Below are 11,191 nucleotides of genomic sequence, written 5' to 3' on the forward strand. Positions count from 1 at the left end.
ATAATCGGAGGAAAATAAATGAAAATAAGTGATATTGTAGCACTTGGTCTTTGGCCTCAATCAAAGAAAACTACAACGCAAAAAGGTATTTCACAATTAGAAGAGTTAGGATATAACTTATTTTATATTGGTAAAAATGCAGATCTTTATACATGTCCAGGAGAAGAACAGAAGGTACTTTTAGTTAGAAGCGACAGATGTTCAGTTTTTGATATTCCTTTAAATCTAGAAATTGAGGGAAAAGGTATTTGGCAAACTGCTATATCAAATAGCGGAGCAAGATTTGCAGAAGAATCAGGTATCAAAACAGCAATTTTATCTGAAACTGTTGACCAATCTTTAAGTGTTGCTCCAAGATGTCAGCTTATGGAACTATGCAAAGCATTAGAAGCAGAGATTGATGGAGAAGTTGTACAGTTTGAATTTATTTTTAGAAACTATTTAACAGGTTCATTATTTGATGCAACTCAAAAAGGCAATGACCCTTATGGTTTACAGTTAGATTCAACTTTACAAGAGTGGTATAAATTTGATACTCCAATCTTTACTCCAACTACAAAAGGTGTTAAAGATATTCCATTAAATTCTGCAAAGGTGCGAGAAAAATTTCCTGAAATTATTTCAAGTTTAGAAAAACTTTTTAAAGATTTTACACAGTATGCATATGAGAATGGTATTATTGTTGTAGATACCAAACTAGAAGTATTTGTAAATGCAAAAGGGGAATGGATTTTAGGTGATGAGATTTTAACACCTGAGAGTTCAAGATTTATTTCAAAAGAAAAATTTGATGCTAAAAACTATATTTCAATGGATAAACAAATCCTTCGAAACTTTGCAAAAGAAAATTCTTGGAAAGAGAAAGCAAAAAGTTTAAAAGCTGGCGAAAAATTAGATGTTGAAGTTCCAGCTTCTATAAAAAATGAGGTTTTAAGTGGATATAAAACTATCCATGAAAGATTAAGTAAATAGTTTTAAATGAAGTACTAGGTACTTTACAAATCTAAATTGCTAAAGGTATGTTTAGATATAATCGCAAAAATATAAATTGAAGGTAATAAATGAAAGCAATCGTAAATGTAGCATTGAAACAAGGTGTATTAGATGACCAAGGAAAAGCAACGCATCATGCATTGGATACTTTAGGATTTAAAGAAGTTGTAAAAGATGTAAGAATTGGGAAACAAATTATTTTAGAATTAAACTCTTCAACAAAAGAAGAAGCCCAAACAGAAGTTACAAAAATGTGTGAAAAATTACTTGCAAATACTGTAATTGAAGATTACAATATTCAAATTATAGAGTAGAATTATGAATGTAGCAGTATTACAATTTCCAGGTACAAATTGTGAGTATGACACGAAATATGCATTTGAAAAATTAGGTGCAAATGTTCAAATCATATGGCACAAAGATACAAAACTACCTGAAAACATAGATTTAATCGTTATTCCAGGTGGATTTTCATATGGAGATTATTTAAGAAGTGGAGCAATTGCAAGATTTGCAAATATTATGGAATCAGTAAAAGAGTTTGCCTCAAAAGGTGGAAAAGTTTTAGGGATTTGTAATGGATTTCAAATCTTACTTGAAGCTGGTCTTCTTCCTGGTGCGATGAAGAGAAATGATTCATTGCATTTTATTTCAAAATATAATCATTTAAAAGTTATAGAAAATGAAAATAGTTTTTTAAATAAACTTAAAAAAGATGATGTAGTAAATATTCCAATTGCACATCATGATGGAAACTACTTCATTGATGCGGAAGGTTTAAAAGAGCTTGAATCAAATGAACAAATACTTTTAAAGTATTGTGATGAAAAAGGAAATCTTTTAAATATAAATGGTTCTGTTTCAAATATCGCAGGTATTTGTAATAAAGAAAAAAATGTTTATGGACTTATGCCTCACCCTGAACGTGCAATAGAAACACTTCTTGGATGTGATGACGGTGTTAAGATGCTAGAAGGTTTCTTCAAATAATAAGAGGTAGTTTTACTACTTCTTAAAATAGGAAAAATATGAAAAGTATTTTTTATTTACTGCTTATTTCAGTTTTATTATTTGCTAATGAAAGTGAACCTCAAAACTCTTCTGAATTTATAAAAAAAGAGAGTTCAGTTTTTGATACTAGCAATAGTATACAAGCTGAAGAATTAAAAACAAGCTATTTTGAAGAGATTATTAATTATGAGTCAAAAAATGATTTAAAAGAAAAAAATATATACCTAAGCTACAAATCATTTCCCCAAAATATCTTTAAAAATCAAAGATTTGAAATTATTTTAAAAGCCATAATTACAGCAGATGATTATGACAAAATTGAGACAAGATTTATCAATTCAAAAAATATGAATGTCTTAAATCCCGAATCTTCTTGGGAAGAGATAGAAGATAAAACCTTTGAAAATAAGTTTTATTTTAAAGCATATGAAGATAGTTTTGTAATGCCAACATTTCAAGTTGCTATTTATAAAAACTTAGAATTAATTGAAGTTCAAAATATAGCACCTCAAGAGGTTGCTTTTAGTGAGATAGGTAAAAATATCAATAACTTTTCATCTGTAATTGCAAAAGATTTGGTAATTAATGCCCATAAAACAAAACAGTATAATAATGATGAACTAATAACAATTATGGATATTAATGCCGTAGAATCAAACTTAGAAGATTTTGCAATAAAAGGGGTAGAAGAGCAGGGAATCTCAAAAATTGATGATAACTATCCTGAACAAAATTTATTATACTATTTAGTCTTACCAGTTCACACTAAAAAACTTGATTTCTCTTATTATAATAGTTTTGAAAAGAAATTTATAACAATCAAAATCCCAATAGTATTGGAAAATGAATTAGTTAGTACTCAAACAGATTTAAATCCAAATAAAAGTAATATTTTATTGTATAAAAGAGTTGCACTAGGTGGATTATTTGCACTATTTTTAATAATTTATATTTGGAAAAGAAAAAAGATTTATCTTATATTAACACTTATAGCCTGTGTTGGATTATTGATTTATTCAATACCTAATAAAACTAGTACCTTAAAAAAAGATAGTTATATCTATATCCTTCCAACAAAAAAGTCAACAATATTTCAAAAAACAAATAAAGATTATCTAGTTGAAGTATCGATAAAAAGAGGTGATTTTGTTAAAATTATTGTAGAACAAGGTGATAAAAGTATGATTGGATGGGTTAAAGAAGATGATCTTAACAAGAATTAGAGGAATAATAGTATTAATACAGTTTACTATAACTGTAGCAATTGTTGTAGTCTCTATGTATACTTTTAAAAATCATGTGCATAAGATTATAAAATTATGGATGAAATTACAAATTTTCTTTTTAGGTATTAAGATTGAAGAAGTTGGTAAAATGGATGAATCATGTGATATGGTTATTATGAATCATCAAAGTCTTCTTGATATTATAGTAATAGAACATATTCACAACAGACATTTAGCATGGGTTGGAAAAAAAGAGATTACTGATCTGTTTTTCTTTGGGCATATTATGAAAGCTCCCCAAATGATTACAATTGATAGAGAGAATAAAACAGGTTTAATAAAGCTTATCAAAGAAGCAAAAGATAGATTATCTAAAAATAGACCAATAGCAATATTTCCAGAAGGTACTAGAAGTCAGGGCGACAATATGCTAAGTTTTAAAGCAGGTGCTGCAATGGTAGCAAATAAATTGAACTTAAAAGTACAACCATTAATTATCATAAATACAAAAAAAATATTAGATTCTCAAAAACTTCAAGCAAATCCAGGAGTTGTGAAGGTTATTTATTTAGATCCTGTTCAAGCTAATAAAGATACAAATTGGTACAAAGAAACTGAAGAGAAAATGAAAGAAGTACTAGCCACTCATATGCGAAAAGAGCTGTGATGACACTCTCTTGGCAGACAATTTTAGCAGTAGGTTGTGGGGGATTTTTAGGGGCAGTTGCAAGGGTATATGTAACTCACAGCATGAATTTATCTATGAAATCAGATTTTCCCTGGGGAGTTTTAACTGTAAATATTATTGGAAGTTTTTTAATAGGAATTCTATTTGCAATATTTGTACACTATACCGTTTCTGATACTTTAAAAGCTTTTTTAACAAGTGGGTTTTTAGGAGCATTGACTACATATTCAACATTTGCAATGGAGAGCTTCTTTTTACTTAATAGTTCACTTATTTTAGGTGCTACAAATATGTTTTTAAATCTTTTTGGAACAATCGTTGCTGCAGGTAGTGGATACAAACTTTTAAGCTTTTTACTTAAGTGAAATAATCCAATTTATTTAAGGATTAAGAAGATATAATATTCCTTAAATTTAGAAAAAAGTCAATATAGGAGAATAATATGGGTATGCCAGGTGGTATGGAATGGATTTTAATTGCGTTGGTAGTGTTATTACTTTTTGGTGGTAAGAAAATCCCTGAGTTAGCAAAAGGTTTAGGTTCTGGAATTAAGAACTTTAAAAATGCTGTTAAAGAAGATGAAAAAGAAGAAGAAGTTGCAAAAGCAGATAAAGCTGATGAAATAGAAGATAAGAAAACAAAAACTGCTTCAGTAGATACAGAAGATAGTAAAAAAGCTTAGGAATTAATAGTTGCAAATTCAAGTAAAAGAATATATAGAAAAGATATTAGAAACACAAAATTTAGTTTTAGAAAAACCTAAAGATATCTCTTTAGGTCATTATGCAACACCAGTTGCTTTTTCATTGGCTAAAGAGTTAAGAAAAAATCCAATGCTAATTGCACAAGAATTAGCCGATAAGTTTAAAGATTCGCAAATCTTTGATAGTGTAACAGCTGTAAAAGGTTTTGTGAATTTTAAACTTTCAAACAGTTTTTTAGAAGAGCTTACTTCAAAACTTTTTGAAGATGAAGAAGCTTTTGCAAAGGGTGAAAATAAAAATCAAACAGTTCTTTTGGAGTATGTTAGTGCAAATCCAACAGGACCACTACATATTGGACATGCAAGAGGTGCGATTTTTGGTGATACTTTAGCTCGTGTTGGTAAACACTTAGGTTATGATATTACTACAGAGTATTATATAAATGATGCTGGTGCACAAATGGATATGTTAGGACTTTCTGTATCTTTAGCTGGAAGAGAGTTTTTGCTAAATGAAACAGTTGACTACCCTGAATCATATTATAGAGGCGAATATTTAATAGATATTGCAAAAGAGATTCAAAAAAACTTTGGTGATGATATTTTTAATGATGAAACAAGATTTAGAGAGATGGCTTTATTTGCAAAAGATGAAGTTCTTAAAATCATAGAAAAAGATTTAAAAGATATTGGAATTAGTTTTGATAATTATATTTCAGAAAATTCACTATACTCTTCATGGGAAGATACAAAAACTGTTTTAGAAAAAAATGGTTCTTTATATGAAAAAGATGAAAAAGTATTTTTAAAATCAACTGCCCATGGGGATGATAGTGATAGAGTTGTTGTAAGAGATAATGGTATTCCAACATATTTAGCAGGGGATATTATCTATCATAAACATAAATATGATAGAAACTTTGATAGATATATAAATATCTGGGGTGCTGATCATCATGGGTATATTACAAGGGTAAAAGCTGCAATTGAATTTTTAGGAAATGACTCTTCTAAATTAGAGATTATACTTTCTCAAATGGTACAACTTTTAAAAGGTGGTGAGCCTTATAAAATGAGTAAGAGAAAAGGTAACTTTATTCTTATGAGTGATATTTCAGAAGAGATTGGAGCAGATGCACTTAGATTTGTATTTTTAACTAGAAAAAGTGATACTCACTTGGAGTTTGATTTGGAAATGTTAAAAAATCAAGACTCATCAAATCCAGTGTTTTATATAAATTATGCCCATGCAAGAATTAATCAAGTATTTAAAAAAGCAAATTTAACAACAAATGATGTAAAAGATGAGAAGTTTGAAAATTTAAATGAAGATGCTATAAATTTAGTGTATGAATCACTACTTTTACCAGCAATTATAAATGAAGCTTTTGAAAAAAGAGATATGCAAAAAATCACTGATTATTTATACTCTCTTGCATCTTCAGTTCATAAGTTCTATAATGAACATAAAGTATTAGATTCAGATGAGCAAAATAGTTATTTGAAAGTTTTAAGTGTAGTCTCTTTATCAATAAGAACTGGTTTAAAATTATTAGGAATAAAAGCTAAGGAGGTAATGTAATGAAATGGATTATTATTATTTTTGCAGCAGTAATTGCTATTGCCGTTATCACTGGATATACAGGTGGGGCAAAGGATGCTACAAGTAATTATGGTAAGGTTATGAGAGGAGGGTGAATCAACCCTCTTTGTTAGTTTCTAGTTCACTTAAGAACTCTTCTATTGAGTATTTGTCTCTTGTTTTTTCATTCATTAGGTGTATAAAAGCATCACCTAAATCAATTACTGTCCAATCCTCATTTTCATCAACTCTTAAAAACTCTTCACCTGAAGGTTTTAATTCATCTTTTAGATGGTTTAATAAAGCAAAACCATGTTTAGCATTTAATGTTGTTGCAATAACAACAAAATCTACAATATAATCTTTATTTTGAAGATCAATTACTTCAACATTTACTGCTTTTTTATCTTCTAATACTTTTACAATTGTTTCTTCTCTAGTCAATATGTGTACCTTTTTAGTGCCAAAACTTTTTGACATCATCTTTTATTTTATCTGGAACAAAATTTAAGTCCAAATTATCTCTTAACTGTGTAGAACTTATATTTATATCTACGTTTAAAGTTTGTATATTATCATAAATATCATTACAAAAGCCATTTCTTGTTACAACCACCAATTCTACCTCTTTTAAAATATCTTCAACATGATACCAAGTATCTAATTTTTCATAATTATCAGCACCAATTATAAAATATATTTTTTCTGGTCTGTAATACTCTTTTAAATAATTGATTGTTTCAATAGAGTAAACAGGTCTATTTTGTTTAATCTCATAATCGCTAATCAAAATTTTTTCATCATCTTGAAAGTTTTCACTTAGTAAAAAAAGTCTCTCATTGGGTGTTAGATGTGATTTTATCTTTTGTGGATTTAAAAAAGTAGGAACTAAAATAATAAGGTCTAAATCTAAGGTTTTGAGCGCCTCATTTACGATAGTTTCATGGGCAATGTGTATTGGGTCAAAACTACCACCAAAAATTGCAATTTGCACTTAATATAATCCTTTATATTATACTTAAATTATATTATAGCAACTTTTAGATAAAATGCCTTAAATATATAAAAACAAGAGGGACAAAATGGCTATAAAAGTTGCTATAAATGGTTTTGGAAGAATTGGTAGATGTGTTGCTAGAATTATTGAACAAAGAGATGATGTAGAATTAGTTGCGATTAATGATACGGCTTCTATTGAAATGCTAGAGTATATCACGAAATATGACACTGTTCATGGAACTTTTGATGGTGATGTAAAAGTTGAAAATGGTTTTTTAAAGATGGGAAAAGTTAATGCAAAACTTTATTCAACAAGAGATGCAAAAGAGTTAACTTTTACTAAAGAGTGTGGGGCTGAAGTAATTTTAGAGTGTACAGGGGCCTACTTAACACAAGAAAAATGTCAAGTACATATTGATAATGGTGCAAAAAAAGTAGTTATGTCAGCACCTGCAAAAGATAATACACCAACTTTTGTATTGGGTGTAAATGAAAAAGAATACAAAGGTCAAACAATAGTTTCAAATGCTTCTTGTACAACAAACTGTTTAGGACCAATTGCAAAAATTATTGATGATGCTTATGGGATTGAAAAAGGTTTAATGACAACTATTCACTCATATACAAATGACCAAAATATCTTAGATGTAAAACACAAATCAGATAAAAGAAGAGCAAGAGCAGGGGCACAGAATATGATTCCTACATCAACTGGTGCTGCAAAAGCCATGAGATTAATTATGCCTCAACTTGATGGAAAATTACATGGTCAAAGTGTAAGAGTTCCTACACCAAATGTTTCTATGGTAGATGTAAACTTTATGATTAGTAAAGATACAACAAAAGAAGAGATAAATGCTCTATTTGAAGCCAAATCAAAAGAACTTGCTGGAATAGTTGCAGTTGATAATGAAATGATGGTTTCAAGTGATTTAATAGGAAATACAAACTCGACAATTATAGCTTCAGATTTAACACAAGTAATTGGTGGAAATATGATAAAAGTTATGAGTTGGTATGATAATGAGTGGGGATACTCTTCAAGACTAATTGATATGGCTGTTTACGTAGCTAAGAACTAAGGATATAGATGAAACTACAAGAGATTAAGAATATAGATATAGCTGGTAAAAAGATATTTATAAGATGTGATTTTAATGTTCCAATGGATGAGTATCATAATATTACTGATGATAGAAGAATTAGAAGTGCCCTTAATACAATTAGATATTGTATAGATAATGATTGTTCTGTTATTTTAGCATCTCATTTTGGAAGACCAAAAGAGGCTTTTGAAGAGAAATACTCTTTAAAACCTATTGCAAAAAGATTACATACTCTTTTAAAGCAAGAGATAAAAATGGCTAAAAATATTGTTGAACCAGATACTTTAGAAATAGCAAAAAATCTGCAAGCTGGAGAAATTTTACTTTTAGAAAACCTAAGATATAACGAAGGTGAAACTAAAAATGATGAAGAGTTTGCATCAAAATTAGCATCTATGGCTGATGTTTATATCAATGATGCTTTTGGTGTTTCACATAGAGCTCATGCTTCTGTTGAAGGTATTACAAAATATTTTGATATGAAACATAAAGCGGCTGGATTTTTACTTGCAAAAGAGATTAAATTTTTCCATCATATTGTTCATAATCCTAAAAGACCTTTTGTATCTATAGTTGGAGGTTCAAAAGTTTCTGGAAAACTAGAAGCTTTACACAATCTTGTACCAAAAGTTGACAAAATACTTATTGGTGGAGGTATGGCATTTACATTTTTAAAAGCTTTAGGATTAGAAGTTGGAAAATCTTTAGTTGAAGAACACTTGATTCCAGAAGCTACAAAAATCATGGAAGAAGCAAAAGCTTTAGGTGTAAAACTATATTTACCAGTTGATGTTGTTGCTGCTGAAGCTTTTGATGCAGAAGCAATAGCAAAACTTGTAACTACCCAAGAGATTCCAAAAAACTGGATGGGACTAGACATAGGACCTGCAACGGCACAAATGTTTAAACTAGCACTAAATGATGCAAATACGATTCTTTGGAATGGACCAATGGGCGTTTATGAAATGGATAAATTCGCAAAAGGAAGTACAAGAGTTTCTCACGCAGTTGCACAATCATTTGCTACAACTGTTGTTGGTGGTGGAGATACTGCTGACTTAGTTAGAATTACTGGTGATGAAGATGAAATGACATTTATCTCAACTGGTGGTGGAGCTTCTTTAGAGTTAATTGAAGGGAAAGTACTGCCAGGTGTAAAAGCTTTAGTATTAGAGGATTAATATGATTATTGCCTCTAATTTTAAAACAAACCACACAAGAGCTAGTTCAAAAGAGTATATTTCCTTTGTAAATGAGTATTTAAATGGTGATAAAGATGTTGAAGTGATAGTTTTTCCAACAGCTACCTCTTTAGATAATTATGAAACAAACTCTAATTTAACTATAGGTGCACAAAATGCATATGGTGTAAATTCAGGCTCTTTTACAGGGGAAATTGGAACTCAACAACTTGATGAGTTTGCAATTAAAACTATTTTAATAGGTCATAGTGAAAGAAGACATGTTTTAGGTGAATCTCAAGAAGAGATTGCTAAAAAGTATGCTTTTTATAAAGAGTTAGGATACAAGATAGTTTATTGTATCGGTGAGCCTTTAGAAGTAAAAGAGCAAGGATTAGAAAAAACATTAGAGTATATTTATGAACAATTTGTAGGAATAGATACAAATTATGAAAATCTTATTTTAGCGTATGAACCAGTTTGGGCAATAGGTACAGGAGTTACTGCTACAAATGAAGATATAAAGTCAGTTCATAGTGTGATAAAAAGTAAAATAGATAAACCATTACTTTATGGGGGAAGTGTAAAAGTAGAAAACGTTGCACAAATTTGTTCTCTTGATGGAGTTGATGGAGCATTAATAGGAACAGCTTCTTGGATAAAAGAGGATTTTGTTCAAATTCTAAAAAATATAAAAGGATTATAATATGATAATGAATGGTAAAAAAGGTGTAATTTTAGGCGTTGCAAATAACAAGTCTATAGCTTATGGTATCGCAAAAGCGTGTGCTGCACAAGGGGCACAAATTGCTTTTACCTATTTAAATGATTCTTTGAAAAAAAGAGTTGAGCCAATAGCTGCTGAATTTGGAAGCGAAAATTTAGTTTACCCTTGTGATGTTTCAAATCCTGATGAAATCAAAGCACTAAAAGTTGCTTTAGAAAAAGATTTAGGTCAAATCGATTTTATCGTTCACTCTATTGCTTTTGCTCCAAAAGAGGGATTATCAGGAAGATTTTATGATATCTCTAAAGAGGCATTTGATATTGCTATGGATGTATCTGTTTATTCATTGATTGAAATTACAAGAGAGTTAAAACCACTATTAAGTGAGAACTCTTCTATTCTTACTCTTTCATATTATGGTGGGGCAAAATATATTCCTAATTATAATCTTATGGGTATAGCAAAAGCAGCCTTAGAGATGACTACAAAATATCTTGCAGAAGATTTAGGAAAAGATGGTTGTAGAGTAAATGCAATCTCAGCAGGACCTATTAAAACTTTAGCAGCAGCAGGTATAAGTGACTTTAGATTTATGCTTAAATGGAATGAAGCTCACTCTCCTCTTAAAAAGAATGTAACAACTGATGAAGTTGGAAACTCAGGAATGTATCTATTATCTGATTTATCTAGTGCAGTTACTGGGGAGATTCATTATGTGGATTGTGGATATAACATTATGGGGATGCCTGCGGTTGAGTTCAATGAAGAAGGACGTCCAACGATAGCTTGGAACGGTACAGATAAATAGGTTATAAGCGTCAGCTTTTAACCGATACCTGCGTTGTCAAGTAAATTTTAGATACTCACTTACACTAGTAAGCTCCTATCTAAAATTTACTTTCCGCCTTGGTCTAGGATAAAATCTAACACTTCTAGCCAATTTAGTAAGAATAAAAGTTTTAAATTTAAATTCTT

14 protein-coding genes are annotated in these 11,191 nt (G+C 29.8%); 12 read left to right on the forward strand and 2 right to left on the reverse strand.

The window, feature by feature from the left end:
- Positions 1-18: 18 nt before the first annotated feature.
- The 8 genes from Q0617_RS08110 (at position 19) to argS (ending at position 6,203) form a co-directional block, all read left to right on the forward strand.
- Entirely contained in the window at positions 19-972 is a 954-nt protein-coding gene (locus tag Q0617_RS08110) for a phosphoribosylaminoimidazolesuccinocarboxamide synthase (protein WP_298752280.1), read from the forward strand.
- Between the two features lie 89 nt (positions 973-1,061).
- Entirely contained in the window at positions 1,062-1,307 is a 246-nt protein-coding gene (gene purS, locus Q0617_RS08115) for a phosphoribosylformylglycinamidine synthase subunit PurS (RefSeq protein WP_298752282.1), read from the forward strand.
- A gap of 4 nt (positions 1,308-1,311) precedes the next feature.
- Entirely contained in the window at positions 1,312-1,983 is a 672-nt protein-coding gene (gene purQ, locus Q0617_RS08120; protein WP_298752284.1) for a phosphoribosylformylglycinamidine synthase I, read from the forward strand.
- Positions 1,984-2,021: 38 nt separating this feature from the next.
- Positions 2,022-3,227, forward strand: a complete 1,206-nt coding sequence (locus Q0617_RS08125) for a hypothetical protein (protein WP_298752286.1) — start codon at positions 2,022-2,024, stop codon at positions 3,225-3,227.
- Entirely contained in the window at positions 3,208-3,897 is a 690-nt protein-coding gene (locus Q0617_RS08130; protein ID WP_298752288.1) for a lysophospholipid acyltransferase family protein, read from the forward strand. The genes Q0617_RS08125 and Q0617_RS08130 overlap by 20 nt, the downstream gene beginning before the upstream one ends.
- Complete coding sequence (gene crcB / locus Q0617_RS08135) at positions 3,897-4,283, forward strand: fluoride efflux transporter CrcB (RefSeq protein WP_298752290.1); 387 nt, start codon at positions 3,897-3,899, stop codon at positions 4,281-4,283. The genes Q0617_RS08130 and crcB overlap by 1 nt, the downstream gene beginning before the upstream one ends.
- Positions 4,284-4,360: 77 nt before the next feature.
- A complete protein-coding gene (locus Q0617_RS08140) occupies positions 4,361-4,600 on the forward strand; it encodes a twin-arginine translocase TatA/TatE family subunit (protein ID WP_298752292.1) in 240 nt (79 codons plus the stop codon).
- Positions 4,601-4,610: 10 nt separating this feature from the next.
- A complete protein-coding gene (argS, locus tag Q0617_RS08145) occupies positions 4,611-6,203 on the forward strand; it encodes an arginine--tRNA ligase (RefSeq protein WP_298752294.1) in 1,593 nt (530 codons plus the stop codon).
- Between the two features lie 117 nt (positions 6,204-6,320).
- Here the strand turns inward: argS and rsfS are convergent, their stop codons facing one another.
- Both rsfS and nadD read right to left on the reverse strand, forming a co-directional pair.
- Positions 6,321-6,650, reverse strand: a complete 330-nt coding sequence (gene rsfS, locus Q0617_RS08150) for a ribosome silencing factor (RefSeq protein WP_298752370.1) — start codon at positions 6,648-6,650, stop codon at positions 6,321-6,323.
- A gap of 10 nt (positions 6,651-6,660) precedes the next feature.
- Positions 6,661-7,197, reverse strand: a complete 537-nt coding sequence (gene nadD / locus Q0617_RS08155) for a nicotinate (nicotinamide) nucleotide adenylyltransferase (RefSeq protein ID WP_298752296.1) — start codon at positions 7,195-7,197, stop codon at positions 6,661-6,663.
- An 88-nt stretch (positions 7,198-7,285) separates the two neighbouring features.
- On the opposite strand from nadD, the gene gap reads away from it, so the two are divergent.
- From gap to fabI, 4 genes are read left to right on the forward strand one after another with little or no spacing between them, the layout of a single operon-like run.
- Positions 7,286-8,284 (forward strand): type I glyceraldehyde-3-phosphate dehydrogenase, encoded by a 999-nt coding sequence (gap, locus tag Q0617_RS08160; RefSeq protein ID WP_298752298.1) that lies wholly within the window; start codon positions 7,286-7,288, stop codon positions 8,282-8,284.
- Positions 8,285-8,292: 8 nt separating this feature from the next.
- Positions 8,293-9,489, forward strand: a complete 1,197-nt coding sequence (locus tag Q0617_RS08165) for a phosphoglycerate kinase (RefSeq protein WP_298752300.1) — start codon at positions 8,293-8,295, stop codon at positions 9,487-9,489.
- A gap of 1 nt (position 9,490) precedes the next feature.
- Complete coding sequence (locus Q0617_RS08170; RefSeq protein ID WP_298752302.1) at positions 9,491-10,195, forward strand: triose-phosphate isomerase; 705 nt, start codon at positions 9,491-9,493, stop codon at positions 10,193-10,195.
- A 1-nt stretch (position 10,196) separates the two neighbouring features.
- Positions 10,197-11,024 carry an enoyl-ACP reductase FabI gene (fabI, locus tag Q0617_RS08175; protein ID WP_298752304.1) on the forward strand — a complete coding sequence of 276 codons (828 nt, stop codon included), beginning with the start codon at positions 10,197-10,199 and terminating at the stop codon, positions 11,022-11,024.
- Positions 11,025-11,191 lie beyond the last annotated feature (167 nt).

The sequence above is a fragment of the uncultured Arcobacter sp. genome (assembly GCF_937982575.1).
Classification (GTDB): domain Bacteria; phylum Campylobacterota; class Campylobacteria; order Campylobacterales; family Arcobacteraceae; genus Arcobacter.